The organism is Bacillus sp. B15-48 (assembly GCF_016879755.1).
Lineage (GTDB): Bacteria > Bacillota > Bacilli > Bacillales > Cytobacillaceae > Mesobacillus_B.
Genome location: NZ_WOFU01000011.1, coordinates 1 through 16340 on the forward strand (window position 1 = coordinate 1; position 16340 = coordinate 16340).

The following is a 16340-nucleotide window of genomic DNA, read 5'->3' on the forward strand; positions in this document are numbered from 1 at the left end:
CAAGCTTTTAAAGATTCGCTCGACTTGCATGTATTAGGCACGCCGCCAGCGTTCGTCCTGAGCCAGGATCAAACTCTCCAATAAATTGTTGAGTGATTAAGCTCATAAAATAAAACGTTGGCTTGTGATCTTCATTATAGAAGAAACACAAATTGTTATTGTTTGTTGACGCTTGTTTGTTTAGTTTTCAAAGAGCAATGTTCGCCAGAAGCGACTTGTATAATTTATCACGTTGTTCACTCTGTGTCAACAACTTTTTTATTTTTATAATCACTGTCTTGCAGCGACATGTATTAATATATCAGCTCTTACTTTTGACGTCAACACCTTTTTTGAAAAACTTTTCAATATGATTTTCTATGCTTTTCAAAACTCATGTATCTCAAGCATTCTGATGGTGGCGCAACTCTTTTAAACAAAGAAAATAAAATTTTATACCTTTCTTTCATCGACCTCTTCACAAGATGGTCAATACGTTCATCTTTTAAATCAAACAGAATTTCATCCATTTCTCTTTTAATTAAGTACTCTAGTTCTTTTTTCTCTTTTTGATTAATAAGAAGGCCAATCATATATACACTCCCTGTTTTATCTTCGGTTATTGTATCTTTTCCAACCAATAATAAGTTTTATTCATATCTTTGAATTTCGCTCATAAAAATTAGACAAGGAGTCCATGGACGAGGTGAAGGAAGATGAAATTCTTTTATGTATTAAACGGAAAATCAATTAAACAAGCATTTGTCATCCTTGTAGCCGCTTTTTTTACGGCATGGTTTTTTTACGTTGAGAGCATTGCGCAAATCCCTGTCATTTCTACTGAAGATGGCCCGAAGGCAATTTACAAAGGAGAGAAAGATATCGCTTTAACCTTCAATATAGGTTGGGGCGATGAGAAAGCAGAGCCTATATTGGATACTCTAAAAAAGGAAAATGTGCCTACGGCAACTTTTTTCTTATCAGGTGCATGGGCTGAAAGACATCCTGATCTTGTCTCCCGAATTGTTAAAGAGGGATACGAGATCGGCATTCTCGGTTATGAATATAAAGATTATACTGAAATTGAGGAGGAAAAAATTCGCCAAGACATTTCTAAAGCGCAAGAAGCTTTTAAAAAGTTGAATGTAACAGAAATTGAGTTACTGAGGGCTCCAACTGGTCATTTTGATAAACGCACATTAAATATTGCCGAGAAAATGGGTTATACTGTTGTTCATTGGAGCTTGGATTCTAAAGATTGGACGAATCCAGGTGTCAGAACGATTGTCGAAAACGTTTCAAAGGCAAAAAAAGGGGATATCATTCTTTTACATGCTTCAGATTCAGCGAAACAAACAGCTGAGGCAATCCCAGCAATTATTAACGAAATTAAAAACAAAAATTTAAAAATGGTCACTGTCTCTGAAATGCTTGCTAACGGAGAAACAAAATCATCTGAGGTTAATTAAATACAATCGAATTGTATTTGGGTTCAAAGGAGAAAACCGTCCACTATTAGACATTGGACGGTTTTCTTGTTATTTGCTTTGCAACTTTTTTGTTTACACGTTCTTTCATTGATTTTTCATTTAACTTAGGTAGCATAAAGAGTTGGTACGCATTGCAAATAACCAAAGGGAAAAGCATTAAATACAACCAGCTCTGTTCGTTTACTGTTAAAATTGGTACCCATTCCAGTGTCGTTACGACAACCATAAAAAATAAAGCCGGAATAAATGTCGACATATCCGTTTGTTTTCCTCGGTAGTATGCGACAACGAGCCCAGGTATGAAAACAAGCAAAGCTACCCCAATATAAGGAAGTACACTTTCGCCAGCTTCCGCAAATGCTATATAACGCAAATAAATAAGGTCAAATAACACAAAACCAATTAAAACCACTTGCACTGCATTCCAAAGTTTTGCCGTTTTGAAAATTCCTAATCCAAATCGATGAATCGTAAGATAAGCGAAAAAACCTGCTTGACTTAAAAGACTAAAAATAAACCCCACACCAATCAGCCACAATGTTATAGCCAGAATTTCGGAAAGATTAAAGTTTGTAAAAAACGGCGCGAACTCATCCCAACGCACAATAAAACCTGTTACTACTGTTACAATACCGCCTATGAACAAGGTAGACATGAATAGTTTTACCCAATTCCTGCTCGTCACAATCATTTCCCCCATTAATATAATTGACCCCTTGATTGTACCAATGTAAAGACCAAAAATCTAGGTTTCAACACAGATGCTGAATAATATTTACGTTTTTCTCCATATTAAAATTAGGATGCTTTTATGAAAGGGGAATGTAAAAATGGATAAGCTAAGGTCGCTTCTCCCCGCGATATTGATTGTTTTAATGACAGGGTGGGCAATTTCAGGATGCGCTCCTGTTGAGACTGGTGGGGAGGAATTGGATTATGATGCAACGAAAAAAATGATTGTCGATATTTTAAAAACAGATGAAGGAAAAAAAGCAATTCAAGATTTAATGAAAGAAGACGAGATAAGAAATACACTTATAATGGAACAAGCAGTCGTTTCCGATACAATCGAAAAGACACTTGTATCGAATAAAGGAACAGAGTTTTGGAAGAAATCTTTTGAAGACCCTAAGTTTGCAGAAAGCTTCGCCACTAGCATGAGAAAGGAACATGAGGATTTAATAAAAAGTTTATTAAAAGACCCTGAATATCGAAAAATGATGGTTGAATTGATGAAGGATCCTGAACTAGAAAAAGAATTGATCAGCACCCTTAAAAGTAATGAATACCGAGAGCATATGCAAGCAGTCATGATAGAAACGTTCGAAAGTCCATTATACAAGGCAAAGCTCCAAGACTTAATCATCAAAGCCTCTGAAGAAATTACAAAACAGCAAGACAAGCAAAACTCCGAAGGAGAAGAAACATCATAGTCATTTTCTTGAAAATAGTCCCTTATCATGTAAAGAGGTTGTCCTAAGTATCAGGACAACCTCTTTTCTCACTTTTCTATACTCTCAAGAACCTTTTTCGCTATCTCAAGATATAAAGCGCCAATTTGGTGATCTTCTTGATAAATCGATGGCGCAAAATCCTCTTCATCCCAATTTGGTTGTCCAAGTGGCAACTTACCTAAGATATTTGTATTTAGCTCTTCTGCAAGTTTTTCTCCGCCGCCTTGGCCAAAAACATACTCTTTTTCTCCTGTTAATTTACTTTCAAAATGGGACATGTTCTCAATGATCCCGAGAATTTCATGGTCTGTACGCAGAGCCATTGCGCCAGCACGCGCCGCGACAAAAGCAGCCGTTGGATGCGGTGTAGTAACAATAATCTCTTTACATGTAGGAAGCATGGAGTGAACATCAAGCGCCACATCGCCTGTTCCAGGAGGCAAGTCGAGCAGCAAATAATCTAAATCGCCCCATTCTACTTCATTAAAGAAACTATTTAACATCTTTCCAAGCATTGGTCCACGCCAAATAATTGGTGCATTGTCCTCAACAAAAAATCCCATCGAAATGACTTGAACACCGAATCTTTCCACCGGGATAATCTTCTCGCCGCGAACAACAGGACGCTTCGTAATCCCCATCATATCAGGTACACTGAACCCGTATATATCTGCATCTACTAGACCAACCTTCTTACCTAAACGGGCAAGTGATACAGCTAGGTTAACAGAGACGGTAGATTTACCGACGCCTCCTTTTCCACTCGCAATCGCAATAAACGTTGTTTTATTTTCAGGTGACAAAAGCCCTTCTGCTCCGCCAGTCTCCTCGGAACGATACTTAGCAAGAACCTCTTCGGGAAGTTCTTTAAATCGCAGACCAACAGTATCAGCACCCGCTTCTTTTAAAAGGTTAACAATTTGCGACTGTAATTGTAGTTGTTCTGCCGTTCCCGTCTTAGCAACTGCAATTTTGACACTAACATGATTTTTTTCTTCTTTAATTTTTATTTCCTCGATTGCATTGAGTTCTCCTAATGTTTTATGTATAAAAGGCTCCTCTAAGGCACCAACTAACTCTCTTACTTTTGAATCCGTTAACATAGTCTTCCTCCTTCATTTAACTTTAAAAATAGTATAACATACTGTTTCGTAAACAACTGTTAATCGAATCACAGGTTGAAATCGTTTTCCCTAACAATTATCCCTAAATTGTTAGAATTAAAACCCATTAAAAAAAGAAGGAGGTTTTTCCCCTTCAGTCAAAAATTTTCCGCTCATTTGTATAGTACCTCATAATCCCCTGATAAATAGATGCAGCTACTTGTTCTTGATATTGGTCCACCTTCAGAAGCTCCCTTTCGGATGGATTGGACAAAAAGCCAATTTCGATTAAAACCCCCGGTTTTTTTGAGTTTTTTAATAAGAAAATATCATTAGACGTTTTCGCATCCCTCGTTGTGTTCTCTAAATTCCTTCGGAGCTCCTCTTGGATAAATTTTGAAGCCCTTTTACTTTCTTTGTAATGCCCCGAGTAAAACGTCTGAGCTCCTTTCCATCTCGATGAAGGAATTGAATTTAAGTGAATGCTTGCAAAAAAATCCGCATTCGAATCATTAATCATATCGAGCCTTCGGTGAAGGTCTTGAACCTTCCGTTTACTGTAGCCTTTAAGATTTTCATCTGCTAAGTCCATGTCTGTTTCACGCGTTAGGATTACTAATGCCCCCTGTTGTTGCAAATAATCACGAAGTTTAAGACTTACCGCTAAAGCAATATCTTTTTCAATCGCATCCGCTTTTACAGCTCCTGGATCCGGGCCACCATGTCCTGGATCTAAAACGATAATTTTTCCTGAAAGAGGGAGGTTAGATAACTGCCATGCATCATTTTCTTTAAAATCATATTGCAATATTAAAAAAAGCGTCATAAGACCGAATGTAAAAAAAAGAACCTGGAGCTTCTTCTTCATTAAAAACGACCCATCCTTCCATGCTTACTTGTCCCCTTTACCGAAATATATGGGACAGGAAGGATGTTTAGAACCTTACATTAATGCATCTTTAACTTATGTTTTTTTGCACCCGTGTTAAACCCCTCATTCCACCAGATCCACACATACTGCTCACATAAATAATAGAGGGATTCATCTGCCATTCCTTCATCCCCACTCCCCCAAAACAAGAAGAAGTTATAAAGGGTATCGATTAAATGTTTTTCCTCCTCTTTAGAACGTTCTCTTGCATCGTCAATCGATTCGCCATAATAACCAAACTTGCTATACCTTCCTCCTAGTAAATAGGCTTCAATAGCTACATCAAAACAAGCTTCTTCGATCCCAGAATTCATTAACAACCCTGTCGCCAGATGTGAAGAACCAAAACAATTCTTCACACTTGCTTTTAATCTTTGGATGGATAGTTCACGTAACAGTGAACGTTCATATTTTATTTGTTTTTCGCGTCGTTTTTCATTAAAAGTAGTTACTACTACATTCATTGGATTTCACCTCTTAAATGTAGTGTGATACCAGTCTCTCTCCTAAATGCAAAAACAGGGTCGGTAATCGTTTTCCATTTTTATAATAATAACCCAAATACAGATTCCGTCTAAAAAAACATCTATTTAACCGAATATTTATTAGTTTACTTAACAAACAATTTAATCTATACTTTTTTTGGTGAACCCCCCTTAACTTTCATTTCTTTCAAAATCTAAGGATAGATTCTAATGGGTGGAACGCAAACTATAAGAGACGGTATTTATGAACACCTAAAAAATTATCTTTATAGGAAATAACTTATTTACAGGAGGATGCCTTATGAAAAAGCTATCTCTAGTTTTCCTTGCTTTTTTAACAGCCCTTACACTTAATGGTTGTCAAATTCTCACCGGCGAACCAGGGGTGACTGAATTAAAACTCGCCCATAATCAAACATTGGATCATCCAGTTCATTTATCTTTAGCTGAATTCGGTAGAATTGTTGAAGAAAGATCGAATAATGACATCAAAGTGACCATTTATCCGAACGCACAATTAGGAAGTGAACGGGAAGTACTTGAATTAACTCAATCTGGTGCGGTCGATGTAGCAAAAGTAAGTGCAAGTGCTTTAGAAGGGTTTGAACCAGACTATTCGATTTTTAGTCTCCCTTATGTTTTTGAAGATTACCAAGAGTTTGAGAATGCGATGAATAATAAAAATATTACAAACCAGCTCTATTTCCAGACAGAGCCAATTGGATTTATCGGCTTAACGTATTATAACGCTGGGGAACGCCATCTATATACAAAAAATCGGATCATCAACACAGTTGAGGATATGAGAGGCTTGAAGACAAGAGTTCAGCCTAGTCAGACGAGTGTGAATATGATTGAAGCCTTAGGTGGATTACCTACACCTATGTCATATGGAGAAGTGTACACCGCCTTACAATCTGGTGTCATTGATGCAGCGGAAAATAATGAAACCGCTTTGGTCGGAAACAATCACGGGGAAGTAGCAAAATATTACATGTACACAGGGCATCAAATTGTTCCCGATATGTTAATTATGAATGCGAAACGTTACAATCAATTGTCAGATGAACATAAACAAATTATTCACGATGCTGCAGAAGAGTCCACCGTATATCATGAAGATGTTTGGTCTAAGACGATTGCAGAAATGACAGAAACAGCAAAAAATAAAATGGGCGTTAATTTTATAGAAGTAGATAAAACATCCTTTATCGATGCAGTTATGCCCCTTCACGAAGAGTATGCAAATAATGAAAGGACAAGGGATATTTATCAATTAATAAAGGGGAATGTCACTCATGAGTAAGGTTAAGAATGTTTTGGACAAAATACTTATCACACTTTCATCCTTATTACTCGTTGCCATGGTCATTCTTTCAACTTGGCAAGTTTTATCAAGATATGTATTTAATATTTCCTCCCCAGGTACAGAGGAGCTAACAAGATTTATGTTAATTTGGTTCGGGCTAATGACGGCTGCCTACGTATTTGGAGCAAAAAAACATATTGGTATTTTATTTTTCAGAGAGAAATTTAGCGGTAAAACGCAATTGCTTTTAGAAAAAATAACGGATGTCATTATTTTAGTAACTGTAGCTGTTTTAATGGTGTACGGAGGAATTAATATTGTTCTTCTTACTGCTGCTCAAACCGCAGCAGCAACCGGAATTTCTATGGGGTTCGTTTATACTGCGCTTCCAGTAAGCGGTGTTTGTATCATCATCTATACGATTATTAGCTTGATGTCGTATAAAGTTCGAGAAAAAGAGGTGATCTTATAATGGCAGCAATAGCTGGGCTCATCCTATTTTCCACCTTTTTCTTCTTATTAATATTCGGTGCTCCGATTGCAATTGCCATTATTTTAAGCTCTGTCATCACCTTCTTGGCAGTCCTTCCATTCGATGTCGCCATTTTAACATCGGCTCAACGAATGGTTACAGGGATTGATAACTTTACGATGCTCGCGATTCCTTTATTTGTTCTTTCGGGGATTATTATGAATAATGGAGGAATTGCCTTTCGGCTGGTGAACTTTGCGAAAGTGTTAGTTGGAAAATTACCAGGATCTTTAGCACATACAAATGTGGTCGGAAATATGCTTTTCGGGGCGATTGCAGGATCAAGTGTTGCCTCAGCAGCAGCAATGGGACGTATCATGGGCCCGATGCAAACAAACCACGGCTATAAAAAAACGTACTCAGCTGCTGTTAATATTGCTTCTGCACCAACTGGTTTAATCATTCCGCCAAGTTCGGTACTAATTGTTTACTCACTAGTAAGTGGCGGAACTTCAGTAGCAGCCCTATTCATGGCTGGATACATACCAGGGATTTTATGGGGACTAGCTGTAATGGTTGTCGCTTATTTCATGGCAAAGAAAGAAAATTATCCCGTCTCACCAATGCCAAGTTTTAAAGACGTCGTTTATATCATATTAAGTGCAGTACCAAGTTTATTATTAATCCTCATCGTTATTGGCGGGATTGTTGCCGGTATTTTTACTGCTACTGAGGGTGCGGCTGTTGCAGTTATCTATTCCACTCTTTTATCAATGATCTATCGAAGTATAAAAATAAAGGAAGTTCCTGGAATCTTTAGAGAGACAATTGAAATTACTGGGATGATCTTGTTTTTAATTACTGCATCAGCCTTATTTTCTCTCGTTATGTCATACATGGGATTACCTCAAGCGATTAGTAATGCATTATTATCGATTACTGAAAATCAATTTGGGTTAACGCTAATCATGATTCTCATATTATTAGTTGTTGGTACATTTATGGATATTACACCAGCTGTTCTTATTTTTACACCAATCTTCTTGCCTGTTGCCCAAAACTTTGGGATTGACCCTGTTCATTTCGGAATGATCGTTTGTTTCGCGTTATGTATTGGAAATATGACACCTCCTGTTGGAAGTGCATTATTCGTTGGATGTAGTGTTGCTGGGGTGAAGATTGAAGATGTAATTGGGACACTTCTTCCATACTTTGGAGTCGTCATCATTGTTCTATTGCTCGTCGCCTTTATTCCACAAATCTCATTGTTCTTACCAAGTTTATTTGGATTGTAGGTAATTATTCATTTTAGCATGGTAGTTAGAGAAGAGAATCCTCTCTTCTTTAACTACCTTCTTTTTTATTGTTTAAAACAAAGAAACGGGCCTTCATCAAAAAGGTTCCCGTGCAAAGATTTTAATTGCAATCAATAATACTGCCAGATTCCACCCTTCTTTTCCTTGCTGATTTCTCCATTCAATTCAAGATAATCTAGATAACCAATTACTTCAGACATTACATTGAAAAACTGCTGTTCATACCTCTGCTTCCCGAATCGGACTTTGGCAATTTCACTTGGTATTGAACGTTTGGATTTAATGATCCTTAAGTATTTGTCAGCTTTTTCATCGATTTCCTTTAATCTAATTTTAATTAAATCACGAGGGTTCTCTATAATGATCCCATGCCCTGGGAAAACATAGTCCACATCCAGTGATAAGCATTTCTCCAAAGATTGCTTTTGCTGAATCACCGAGTTTGTTCTGATTCCCTCATAATCTGGTTCAATGAAGGCATTGCTTGGCATATGTTCAATTAATAAATCACCAGAAAAAACCCATTTACACTCTTTTTGGTAAAAACCAACCTGATCCGGAGCATGTCCTGGTATTTCCAAAAGACTAAAACCTAAAAATGGACCGGTGGCCATTTCCCGAATTTCACCATTGGTTTTTTTATCTTCATTAAGATTAATCGGATTATGGGTACTAGCAACTTGTCTCTCACCTATTTCACCACAGCCCATCTCCGCGTAAAGCTTTTTAAAAAACGCTCTCCGCATTTTACGATATTCTCTGTCACGCTTCAGGATAAGTGTGGCATTAGGATGAGCATAAACGGGAATGGAGTGGACAGATAATATACGATTGATAAGACCAATATGGTCTGTGTGATGATGAGTTAGTAAAACCTCTGTAATATCAGTAAGTGTGAAACCATGGCCCTTTAACGTCTTTTGTAAGGCATCCCAACACTTAGCCGTATTTACTCCAGCATCAATTAACGTTAATGAATGATTATGTTTTACTAAGTAAAAGTTAAAACTTTTCAGTTCATTAGAGGTTGGAACGATGACGGGAAATACTTCTATATTGTTTTCGTTAAACAAAATTCCCCCTCCTCAAATAAGAATATCCAAAGCCATTTGCAAAAAGAAAAAACCTATCAGTAATAATTTACAGACTACTAATGATAGGTTTTCATTCGCCACATATTCAGAAGGTTGAAGCTGTTTTTATGACTTTAAAAAATCACCCGTACGTTTGTACACATCTTTATACTCGTCGAGATGGGTGAATTTACCTAAGAATCCATGTGTAACTCCTTCATACCTGATCGTTTCAACATGGACACCGCATTTTTTTAAGTTCCCCGCAAATAACTCTCCTTCATCTCTAAACGGATCATACTCTGCTGTAATGATAAGGGCTGTAGGTAATCCCTCCAAGTTTTCTTCGCGAATTGGTGAAACGAGCGGATTATCCGTATCGACACCCCCTAATAAATAGAAGCTGTTTAACTCTGCTAATTGATCACTTTCTACGAAATATCCCTTGCCATTTTCCACTAATGACGGATAGCGAAATTCACTAAAATCAAGATCTAAGGAAGGGTAATATAATACTTGCTTCGTAATCGAGAATTCCTGCTTTTCCCGGGCCAGGAGAGAAACAGCCGCAACCAAGTTTCCGCCCGAACTATCTCCTGCAAGGGCAAGGGTCTCCCCATCCCATTTTAATTCTCCTCTGTTTTCGGTCGCCCATTTTGTGACATTATAGCAATCCTCTAGGGCAGCCGGAAATGGATGTTCAGGAGCTAACCGGAAACCAACAGAAATTACCTTATAGCCAGATTCCATACAAATCGGCCGAATTACTTCGTCATGACTATCTAAAGTCCCCGAGAAAAAGGCTCCACCATGGAAATACATAAGAATAGGGAAAGAATCTCCCTCTTTAGGCGTATAAATCCTTATAGGAATATCCGCCTCAGCCGTCGGCACTGTCCTCTCTTCAACTGAATATACTTGCACTCGTTTTTCGACAGGTAAAACAGGCGCATCGAACATTTTTCTATGTTCTTCCGGAATGACCTTCGTTTTTGGTTGTGATTTTGGAAGCGAATCTAATATTTTTTTTATCTCAGGATGTACAGGCACGCTTTCAGGACCTCCTTCTTTCATTTATCACAGATTCAGTTATAATTAAATAGTAGAGCCTTATCAATGTAAACACTATCCCTATCTCGTTTAAACGCTTTTTCAGATGAAGGCTAGTTAGATGTTGCCGCATTTAACCAGCCTACGATACCTACTTCCTAGAAGTGAGCTTTTTCTGGGAATGCCGTCTCTGCTTGATCTGTTGGGAATAGACGAGATAACTCTTGGTAAAGCTTTGTTATTGGTTTACGCTGCTCTTCATATTTTTGCAAGCTTTCCGCAGGTGTTACAGTTCCGGCTACAGCCTCAGCAAGTGCCTCTGCTAATACCTCAGCATCCTGAATTGCCATGTTTGCCCCTTGGCCTTGGTTGTGAAGCATTGCATGAGCAGCGTCACCAATCAACGTTACTGTGTTTGTGCTCCATTTTGTCATTGGTTCAAGATCTGCTAAAGGACGAGACACGATGTTTTCTAGTTTGATCTTGTCAACAATTTTTTGAAGCGTTGGTCCAAAACCTTTAATGCTGTCCATAATTTGTGCTTTTGTTAATTCCGGACGCAATGCGAACTCACCAGGCACTGTGATATCAACGGATACTTGGCGGCGCCCTTTTAATAATGGTAATAAATAGAATGAATCATCACCATTTACGTAAATACGTAGGATGTTCTCTTCTGAAGCCATACCTAGAGCATCTTCAAACGGAATTAATACGCGATGCGCTAAGTAACCGGAATATACTGGTTCAACATGCCCCAACACTTGATTGCGGACCGGTGAACGAATGCCATCTGCGGCAATGACGATATCTGCTTCAACCGTTTTTCCGTTTGCAAATTTTAATTCTACGTAATCACCGTGATCAGCAATATCTGTTAAACGGTGGTCTAAATGCAGTTGATCTTCTGGAATATGGGCTACTATTAAATCCAATAAATCTGCACGATGAATTAATCGAGCATAAGCATCTGCTTCATCGCCTGTTAATACTGGCCAAGTTTCTCTAATGAGCACTCGATCATCGCCCTCAATAATTTCCATTAAATCACTTCGTACAGTTACGGCTTCCAACTCTTCATATAAGCCCCATTTTTCCATGCATTTTACACTTGGCGGACGGATCCCGATTCCAGCACCAACCTCGGTTAATACAGGTGCTTGCTCATAAACGTCTGCACGAATTCCTTTCGCCTTTAATGCTACCGCAACCGATGAACCCGCAATTCCTGCCCCAATGATTGCAATCCGTAATGATTTCATAAATATTTCCCTCCCAATGTGTTTTTGATCTCTTCGTTTTAAGCAAGATTTATAAAGATAAATGAAAAGAAATTACCAAAATAATATATGATTACTTTTCTATGAAAGCGGTTAAATTCATTTCCATTAAAATCCCTCAAGAGCCCGTAGCTCCTCGATTAAGTTGGCCTTCATTTACGAATAAAATGGAAGCGAGGAACTACAGTCAATTGGGTTCTTTAAAAATGCACGTAATCATTATTGAATTTTGATTGTCTCTTGTTGTAGCTTAAGCGGCGCAGCAGTACACTTCTGTACATATTCAAAGCTTATGTCAGGTGCGAGTTCACGAACAACAAGACCTTCATCTGTTACGTCAATCACTGCTAGATTTGTATAGATTCGATCAACACAACGACGAGCAGTTAGTGGAAACGAACATTCCTCAACGATTTTCGCCTCGCCCTTATTTGTCGTATGCTGCATAAAGAGGAAGACACGCTTACTACCAACAGTCAGGTCCATCGCACCGCCAACACGGCCAAGGGGAGCGTTTGGCAACTTCCAACTAGCTAGATCACCATGCATGGATACTTGAAATGCTCCTAGTACTGCTGCATCGAGATGGCCACCGCGAATCATCGCAAATGATTCTGATTGTGAAAAGAAGCTACCTCCCGGTCTTAAGGTGATCGGTTCCTTCCCAGCATTCACTAGGTCCATATCCTCTTCACCTGGTTCAGGTTTCGGTCCTAACCCAAGCAGACCATTCTCACTATGAAGGATAATTTCGCGTCCTTCTGGGATATAATCAGCCACAAGAGTCGGCAACCCAATTCCAAGGTTCACGTACCAACCATCATCTAAGTCCTGAGCCACTCGAGCAGCTAATTCTGGCATTGTCCAACCACTGACTTTTTGTTCGCTCTTAGCCATTTACTAATACCTCCCCTGCACGTTGTTCTTCAAGTTGCACTAAACGATGCACATAGACACTTGGTGTCACGATTATTTCTGGTTCGATTTCTCCGACTTCGACAATTTCATCAACCTCAACAATTGTGATTTTCGCTGCAGTTGCCATCACAGGATTAAAGTTACGCTGTGTTTTCCGGTACACAAGATTCCCCCAGCGATCCGCCTTATATCCTTTAATAAAAGCATAATCCCCCTTGATTGCATGCTCTAATAGATGCGTTTGTCCCTCGAATGACCGCGTTTCCTTCCCTTCGCCAAGTTCCGTGTGCGCAGCTGTCGGTGTATAAAAAGCTGGGATACCCGCGCCACCAGCACGAATCCGTTCAGCCAATGTTCCTTGGGGAGAAATTTCCAACTCGATGCTCCCCTCACTAAGTCGTCTAATCAAATCATCGGCGTGCGGGCCTACTGGGAAGGAACAAATAATTTTTCGTACTTGGTTGTTGCTTATAAGCGCTGCCACTCCGTCGCTAACAGCACCAATATTATTTGATACTACCGTAAGGTCCTTCGCTCCTTGTTCCACAAGGGCCGCAATCAGATGGGAAGGTAAACCGCTCCCCCCAAATCCTCCAATTAGCAACGTTGCACCATCATGTATATCGGATACGGCTTTTGCTGCATTTTCAAGTTTCTTTTGGATCATTTCGATCTTCCTCCTCTCATTTGTTCTGTGTCTCAATAAGCTCTTGTTGGTAACCATGCATCGTCACAAAAAACGCGCAAGGTAAGTTCCGTGGATCACCGGTATAGTTAATTTCAGCAGCAATCGATCCAAACGGGCCATATCGTTCATGCTGATTAGCAAGACCATTTGATAAATGGCGTTTCACCACATCGCGCAATTTGGCATCCATATCAAGGCTATCTTGTAGCACCACACTTACTTGTTCCCCTTCAATTTGTGCACTTTGCATCTCGCCATGAATGTTGCGAAATGGATGGCCTAAATATAGCCTTTTAGGACGTATTTTCACTAACTGTTCTACACTGTTACGGTATAAACTAGGATTCTCGATCGTTGGCAAGCCGCTTGCGCCACCATACATTTGAACAGCATCCGCAGCAAATGCCCAACCTAACTTCTCTAATATAAATGTGACAGATCCGATTGAGTGACCTGGAGTTTCAAGCACTTTTAATGTGACATCCCCTCCAAGATGAATGGAATCACCTTCAACTACTTCCAAATCTGGTTCAAGATCTCCACCAATATCGGTTGTTAGCATCGCGATATGTTTTTCCTGAATTGCCGAATCGATAATGTACTGTCCTTGTAGTGTTTTGTAATCAACAATCTGTTCGTTACGGTTACGCAATAACCGCGCTTCTTTTTTTGGAATAACCACTTTTGCTTGTCGCCCTGTCTTTTCCCATATTGCATGAGCACCACCGAGATGATCCACATGTCCATGTGTCAGCAAAATCCAGCGAATATCTCCTAATGAAATCCCATATTTAGCTAGAGTTGGTTCAATGTCTTGAACAACCGAGATATTCACACCGGTATCAATAAGTGCTGGTTCTGGAGCATCTACATAATAGGCAAATGCAGAGATTGGTCCAAACTTACACTCTATCGGAATCACACGTACTGCATTCGTCAAGTTGTTCACTCCCATAATCAATTTGTTGCCACAGTGACTTCTATTTTTTTTATAATTAAGAAGTCTCTGTGGATGCCTTTCATCAGGAGATCACATCTTATTCAGCATGCACATCATCCAATATCACTCATTTGTAATGTCATATTGTTTTGGAATTACTGGCAATACTAAACGTGATTGATGATCTTTGTCGCGATAAATTTTATGAGTTGTCGCTCGGCCACTAGGTAAGTGATAGCTATCTGGTGGCAATAATTTTGCATCTTCGCCATCAAGTGGTTCATTACATGCAAGTTCTAATTCAATACGATGTCCCGGTTTTATTAGAAATGAGAATGGATATAAGCGAATCGCATATTCATTGACTTCACCAGGCGTCACTGGGACCACACGATTATGTGGGTGCCACGGTTCACCGTAAGTTGATTTCCCTTCATCTAGTTCACGATGAGATGCCTTTAAATACCCAGATGTCATTAATGTCCGTTTGCCACTAGGATCGACATCATAAAGTTTTGCAATGAAATTCGTATCATCTGTATCAATTTCTGCAAAAATATACAATGCTCCTGTACCAGTCATTTCTACAGCTTCCCGGAATTTATCACTCGTCCATTTCACTTTTTCTGAAACGGTTGTTACCGTTAATGGTGCCTGATAAAAGCCATCTGGATGGGCAAATTCTGCTGGTAGAGGCTCTGGCTTCTCGCTAATTTTGTGACGAGGACGTAAATAAAAGTCTTTCTTTTCTTCATTTGGCAATGGCCACTGCCCTTCCTTCCGCCACTTATATGAACCTTCAACGGAGAACTGTACAGCTGGCTCATCCATTATTCCTGTGTCAATCCCTTTTAACCAGTAATCATACCAACGGAACATTTCATCATGGTTTTCATGGAATGGACGTTCTAACATTGGTGGCAATGCCTGAATATCGAGCTTTTTAATTCCTGATACTTTGTGGAAACACTCAATCGTTCCTTCCACGTTCCAACCGCGGCCCCATTTAGATTGGAAGTACGTTGGAATTTCGACTTTATCGGCAACTTCGATTGCACTGTTTTCTTTCCAAAATGGCCCATCAAGAGGATTTAATAAATAATCCATCCATAATTCGTGACGGTCCTGATAATGTAAAAGGTGAACGAAATCGGACCAATGGGCGATATCTGGGTCGTTTAACCGTTCTTGTGTTTTTTCTCTGAGCTCTTCTGGAGTGAAAACTTTCGAACTCTTACTTGCAACATTATTAAATGCATTGCCGCTATCTCCGCCGCGGCCTTCACGTGAAGCACGCGGCATTAACCACATAATCCCACCGTGATAACAAAGTTCATAAAGGTCAAAGTGACCACCATTTGCGAAGATTGCTTTTAAATGCGGTGGTTTTTCTGCTGCTCCTAAAATTTGCACAGAAGCGAAGTAGGAAATACCGATCATTCCAAGATTCCCATCGCACCAATCTTGTTCAGCTGCCCATTCGACGATGTCATAGATATCCTTTCCATCTCCATGACCACCGGAATTATAATTTCCGCACATTTGGCCTTCAGAACCGCCAGTACCACGTATATCTGCAATAATATGGGCGTAGCCTCTAGATACTACTTCACGAATGTCACCAGCTTCAATCGCTCCGTTCCAAAGATGACTAGGGCGTGCTTGCGGAGGTAAAGTCAATGCCTGCGCTTGTAATTCCTTCCCATATGGGCTAAGGGCAAGTAATGCTGGCACCTTTTCCGCACCATCAGGAAGGTAAATATCTGCAGCGATATGCACACCGTCCCGCATCGGAATTCGTATGTCCTTGAGGATTCTCATTTTCATTCGCTCCTTGTCTCAAAATTGCGTA

The 16340-nt window shown here is 39.5% G+C and carries 17 protein-coding genes and 1 rRNA gene; 5 read left to right on the forward strand and 13 right to left on the reverse strand.

Annotated features, from left to right (window positions below; all coding sequences use genetic code 11):
• Window positions 1-84, reverse strand: a 16S ribosomal RNA gene (locus GNT69_RS21895); the annotation flags it as partial.
• A gap of 260 nt (window positions 85-344) precedes the next feature.
• Complete coding sequence (locus tag GNT69_RS21900) at window positions 345-572, reverse strand: hypothetical protein (protein ID WP_203557127.1); 228 nt, start codon at window positions 570-572, stop codon at window positions 345-347.
• 123 nt (window positions 573-695) lie between these two features.
• Here GNT69_RS21900 and pdaB point away from each other — a divergent pair, with 123 nt between their 5' ends.
• Window positions 696-1448 carry a polysaccharide deacetylase family sporulation protein PdaB gene (pdaB, locus tag GNT69_RS21905; protein WP_203557128.1) on the forward strand — a complete coding sequence of 251 codons (753 nt, stop codon included), beginning with the start codon at window positions 696-698 and terminating at the stop codon, window positions 1446-1448.
• A gap of 46 nt (window positions 1449-1494) precedes the next feature.
• On the opposite strand, the gene GNT69_RS21910 is transcribed toward pdaB, so the two are convergent.
• Window positions 1495-2154, reverse strand: a complete 660-nt coding sequence (locus tag GNT69_RS21910; RefSeq protein WP_203557209.1) for a KinB-signaling pathway activation protein — start codon at window positions 2152-2154, stop codon at window positions 1495-1497.
• Window positions 2155-2299: 145 nt separating this feature from the next.
• Here GNT69_RS21910 and gerD point away from each other — a divergent pair, with 145 nt between their 5' ends.
• Complete coding sequence (gerD, locus tag GNT69_RS21915) at window positions 2300-2902, forward strand: spore germination lipoprotein GerD (RefSeq protein WP_203557129.1); 603 nt, start codon at window positions 2300-2302, stop codon at window positions 2900-2902.
• A gap of 68 nt (window positions 2903-2970) precedes the next feature.
• Here gerD and GNT69_RS21920 read toward each other — a convergent pair whose 3' ends face one another.
• The 3 genes from GNT69_RS21920 to GNT69_RS21930 form a co-directional block, all read right to left on the reverse strand.
• On the reverse strand, window positions 2971-4026 hold the full coding sequence (locus GNT69_RS21920; RefSeq protein ID WP_203557130.1) for an Mrp/NBP35 family ATP-binding protein: 1056 nt from the start codon (window positions 4024-4026) through the stop codon (window positions 2971-2973).
• 154 nt (window positions 4027-4180) lie between these two features.
• Entirely contained in the window at window positions 4181-4894 is a 714-nt protein-coding gene (gene cwlD / locus GNT69_RS21925) for an N-acetylmuramoyl-L-alanine amidase CwlD (RefSeq protein ID WP_203557131.1), read from the reverse strand.
• An 80-nt stretch (window positions 4895-4974) separates the two neighbouring features.
• Window positions 4975-5421, reverse strand: a complete 447-nt coding sequence (locus GNT69_RS21930; protein WP_203557132.1) for a YbaK family protein — start codon at window positions 5419-5421, stop codon at window positions 4975-4977.
• A gap of 322 nt (window positions 5422-5743) precedes the next feature.
• Here GNT69_RS21930 and GNT69_RS21935 point away from each other — a divergent pair, with 322 nt between their 5' ends.
• From GNT69_RS21935 to GNT69_RS21945, 3 genes are read left to right on the forward strand one after another with little or no spacing between them, the layout of a single operon-like run.
• Complete coding sequence (locus GNT69_RS21935; RefSeq protein ID WP_203557133.1) at window positions 5744-6748, forward strand: TRAP transporter substrate-binding protein; 1005 nt, start codon at window positions 5744-5746, stop codon at window positions 6746-6748.
• Complete coding sequence (locus GNT69_RS21940; RefSeq protein ID WP_203557134.1) at window positions 6741-7223, forward strand: TRAP transporter small permease; 483 nt, start codon at window positions 6741-6743, stop codon at window positions 7221-7223. The genes GNT69_RS21935 and GNT69_RS21940 overlap by 8 nt, the downstream gene beginning before the upstream one ends.
• Window positions 7223-8518, forward strand: coding sequence for a TRAP transporter large permease (locus GNT69_RS21945; protein ID WP_203557135.1), 1296 nt, complete (start codon window positions 7223-7225; stop codon window positions 8516-8518). Before GNT69_RS21940 ends, GNT69_RS21945 begins: the two co-directional genes overlap by 1 nt.
• Before the next feature lie 131 nt (window positions 8519-8649).
• On the opposite strand, the gene GNT69_RS21950 is transcribed toward GNT69_RS21945, so the two are convergent.
• The 7 genes from GNT69_RS21950 to GNT69_RS21980 all read right to left on the reverse strand — a co-directional run bounded on the left by GNT69_RS21950 (window position 8650) and on the right by GNT69_RS21980 (window position 16309).
• Entirely contained in the window at window positions 8650-9612 is a 963-nt protein-coding gene (locus GNT69_RS21950; RefSeq protein WP_203557136.1) for an MBL fold metallo-hydrolase, read from the reverse strand.
• A gap of 126 nt (window positions 9613-9738) precedes the next feature.
• Window positions 9739-10662, reverse strand: coding sequence for an alpha/beta hydrolase fold domain-containing protein (locus tag GNT69_RS21955; RefSeq protein ID WP_203557137.1), 924 nt, complete (start codon window positions 10660-10662; stop codon window positions 9739-9741).
• 158 nt (window positions 10663-10820) lie between these two features.
• The gene (locus GNT69_RS21960) at window positions 10821-11924 is read right to left on the reverse strand and encodes an FAD-dependent oxidoreductase (RefSeq protein ID WP_203557138.1); all 1104 of its coding nucleotides are present in this window, start codon (window positions 11922-11924) and stop codon (window positions 10821-10823) included.
• Between the two features lie 237 nt (window positions 11925-12161).
• A complete protein-coding gene (locus GNT69_RS21965; protein ID WP_239094406.1) occupies window positions 12162-12839 on the reverse strand; it encodes a 3-oxoacid CoA-transferase subunit B in 678 nt (225 codons plus the stop codon).
• Entirely contained in the window at window positions 12832-13527 is a 696-nt protein-coding gene (locus tag GNT69_RS21970; protein WP_203557139.1) for a 3-oxoacid CoA-transferase subunit A, read from the reverse strand. Before GNT69_RS21970 ends, GNT69_RS21965 begins: the two co-directional genes overlap by 8 nt.
• Window positions 13528-13543: 16 nt before the next feature.
• Window positions 13544-14488 carry an MBL fold metallo-hydrolase gene (locus GNT69_RS21975; RefSeq protein WP_203557140.1) on the reverse strand — a complete coding sequence of 315 codons (945 nt, stop codon included), beginning with the start codon at window positions 14486-14488 and terminating at the stop codon, window positions 13544-13546.
• A gap of 123 nt (window positions 14489-14611) precedes the next feature.
• Complete coding sequence (locus tag GNT69_RS21980) at window positions 14612-16309, reverse strand: CocE/NonD family hydrolase (RefSeq protein ID WP_203557141.1); 1698 nt, start codon at window positions 16307-16309, stop codon at window positions 14612-14614.
• Window positions 16310-16340 lie beyond the last annotated feature (31 nt).

What these genes read in the sequence shown, in the direction of transcription:
- gerD (WP_203557129.1), top strand. Translation starts at nt 2,300, where the DNA reads ATGGATAAGCTAAGGTCGCTTCTCCCCGCGATATTGATTGTTTTAATG.
- GNT69_RS21980 (WP_203557141.1), bottom strand. Translation starts at nt 16,309, where the DNA reads ATGAGAATCCTCAAGGACATACGAATTCCGATGCGGGACGGTGTGCAT.
- GNT69_RS21935 (WP_203557133.1), top strand. Translation starts at nt 5,744, where the DNA reads ATGAAAAAGCTATCTCTAGTTTTCCTTGCTTTTTTAACAGCCCTTACA.
- GNT69_RS21960 (WP_203557138.1), bottom strand. Translation starts at nt 11,924, where the DNA reads ATGAAATCATTACGGATTGCAATCATTGGGGCAGGAATTGCGGGTTCA.
- GNT69_RS21945 (WP_203557135.1), top strand. Translation starts at nt 7,223, where the DNA reads ATGGCAGCAATAGCTGGGCTCATCCTATTTTCCACCTTTTTCTTCTTA.
- cwlD (WP_203557131.1), bottom strand. Translation starts at nt 4,894, where the DNA reads ATGAAGAAGAAGCTCCAGGTTCTTTTTTTTACATTCGGTCTTATGACG.
- pdaB (WP_203557128.1), top strand. Translation starts at nt 696, where the DNA reads ATGAAATTCTTTTATGTATTAAACGGAAAATCAATTAAACAAGCATTT.
- GNT69_RS21920 (WP_203557130.1), bottom strand. Translation starts at nt 4,026, where the DNA reads ATGTTAACGGATTCAAAAGTAAGAGAGTTAGTTGGTGCCTTAGAGGAG.
- GNT69_RS21965 (WP_239094406.1), bottom strand. Translation starts at nt 12,839, where the DNA reads ATGGCTAAGAGCGAACAAAAAGTCAGTGGTTGGACAATGCCAGAATTA.
- GNT69_RS21970 (WP_203557139.1), bottom strand. Translation starts at nt 13,527, where the DNA reads ATGATCCAAAAGAAACTTGAAAATGCAGCAAAAGCCGTATCCGATATA.
- GNT69_RS21900 (WP_203557127.1), bottom strand. Translation starts at nt 572, where the DNA reads ATGATTGGCCTTCTTATTAATCAAAAAGAGAAAAAAGAACTAGAGTAC.
- GNT69_RS21930 (WP_203557132.1), bottom strand. Translation starts at nt 5,421, where the DNA reads ATGAATGTAGTAGTAACTACTTTTAATGAAAAACGACGCGAAAAACAA.
- GNT69_RS21940 (WP_203557134.1), top strand. Translation starts at nt 6,741, where the DNA reads ATGAGTAAGGTTAAGAATGTTTTGGACAAAATACTTATCACACTTTCA.